Raw genomic sequence first — 2,282 nt, forward strand, 5'->3', positions numbered from 1 at the left:
ATATAGGTCTTTTAGGTATCCAAGAAGCTATATTGGCGCTCGCTTTTTCCAATATTTAGGCCTTTTAGGTTCCGAGAAGCTATATTGGCGCTCGCTTTTTCCAATATTTAGGTCTTTTAGGTAACCAAGAAGCTATATTGGTGCTCTCTTTCTCCAATATTTGTTATTATTAGTACCCAAGAGGCCCTATTAGTGATTACTTATTCCGATTTTTGCTCTTTTAAGTAACCAAGCCACTTTATTGGTGGCCCCTTTGTATACAAACTGAGGCGAACAACCTTATATGTTGTTCGCCTTTTGACGTGTTGATCAGAGTGTTATAAAGGATGAATCTTATTGGCCATTTTTCACAATAATGACTCTGCTCCATCTATATACACTTCGGTTCCGGTGATGTGTGATGACATATCTGATGCTAAAAAATATACGAGGTCTGCAACTTGCTCAGGTTTTCCGGATCGTTCTTCGAGTGGCTGATTGCCTTCTGGATATTCTACAGGAATCTTGATTTTTTCTAGATTATCTTCCTGTGGGAAGGTATTTTCCCCAATATTGGTCTCAATGGCACCCGGACAGATGATATTGACCCTGATATGATATTGCGCTAATTCGAGAGCAGCCATTTTACCAAATCCGGTTTGGCCAATTTTAGATGTACTGTAGGCTGACATGCCAAAATTCTTGTATATTCTGTTACCATTGATTGAACTGGTTATTACGATACTGCCGCCACTCTTCTTCATGTGTGGAATAGCATATTTCACAGTAAGGAATGTCCCTTTCAGATTCGTGTTGATTGTCGTATCCCAGTCCTCTGAAGAAAGGTCTTCTATCGGTGCAATCACGCCATTAATTCCCGCATTGGCAAATACTATATCTATACTGCCCAAAGTCTCAATCACCTTTTGATAGCTAAGTTGAACATCATCCACTTTTGAGATGTCACATTCGAAAATTAGTGCGCTCCCACCAATGCCATGGATCTCGTCTTTCACTGCCTTGGCGTTTTCTTCTTTTATATCAATCAGCGCGATTTTTGCGCCTTCCTTTGCTAGCTTTATCGCAGCGGCTTTGCCGATCCCCGAACTAGCGCCAGTAATAAAAGCAACTTTTCCTTTTAACTGACTCAATCTTCCTGCCTCCTTATGAAATATGAATTATTGTTACATATGCCCAAGTTAATGGTTTATAAAACTGATTTCTCTGTTTAAAGCTTAAGGCACACCTAAACCTTTTTTCGATTTGAAACTACATTATCCATATACTTATTCACCGGTAACATAGCCTTAAAGAAGGTATGAGGAAAACAGGGGTTTAAAATCCCAAAAAGGTTCAATAGACACGAGCATTAAACAAGTCCATTGTAGTGTAAATCCCAAGTTTCCCAACTTTTCTGGTTAAAAAGGTCGGAATTAGGCTTGTCTAATTATGTAGAAACATTAGTAAATCTAGGTTATATAAAAATTACCGAATATTCCCTATCATTTAAATCACACTATTTCAGAACTCGAATTATTCTTCAGTGAAAATAGTGTGGTTCAGGACTACTACATAAGTAGTTATTTTATTCCATGTAAAAAGGGAGGAATACATTTGAAAAAGAAGATTTTAGTCAATACCGCATTGGCAGGTGCATTGGTATTTTCCGTTGGAGGAACATCTGTTTTTGCACATGATGAGATTGGCGGTGGAGTTGAAAAAGGCGATAATTTAGCAGGTGTGGAATTGGCCGTACCATTGATTGAAGGCAGTAAGAACACAGGAAATCTTCAGGAAGTAGCTGCGGTACCTTTGAAAGAGATCCGTGAAGGAATAAAAAACTCAACAGGTGATGTATACGCTCATAAAGGGTTTGCCTATTTAGGCACGCATCGAGCAAATGGCGGAGGAGGGGGAGTTCGCGTTTTTGATATGAAGGACCCTTCCAATCCTGTTGAGGTTGCAGCCTTTGCTGATATCCAGGGCACCTGGCAGGAAAAAGTGATCGTCAAATCCGTAAATACGAAACACTTTAAAGGCGATTTGGCTGCTGTTAGTGTTCAAAAAATGGATCAAAAGGATCCAAATGCACAGGGTGGATTTGTGCTGTATGATGTTACAAATCCCCGTGAACCTAAAAAGCTCGGTTTTTGGGAATCCTCGTCGTCAGGTGCAAGGGGTACACATGAGCTGTATTTAACAGTACAAGGTGACAATGTTTATGTACTGACTGCTGACTGCTATGCAGACTATTACTCTCATGGCGAGAAAATGGATGTGTCTATTGTGGATGTTTCCAATCC

Annotated in this window: 1 protein-coding gene and 1 pseudogene; one reads left to right on the plus strand and one right to left on the minus strand. The window is 39.8% G+C overall.

Annotated elements, in window-relative coordinates:
* Window positions 1–347: 347 nt before the first annotated feature.
* Window positions 348–1,130 (minus strand): SDR family oxidoreductase, encoded by a 783-nt coding sequence (locus WB217_RS01745; RefSeq protein WP_423990082.1) that lies wholly within the window; start codon window positions 1,128–1,130, stop codon window positions 348–350.
* Window positions 1,131–1,593: 463 nt separating this feature from the next.
* Here WB217_RS01745 and WB217_RS01750 point away from each other — a divergent pair.
* Window positions 1,594–2,282: pseudogene (locus tag WB217_RS01750) on the plus strand (LVIVD repeat-containing protein); the annotation flags it as partial.

Source organism: Mesobacillus sp., assembly GCF_049588175.1.
In the GTDB taxonomy this organism is placed as follows: Bacteria; Bacillota; Bacilli; order Bacillales; family Cytobacillaceae; genus Mesobacillus.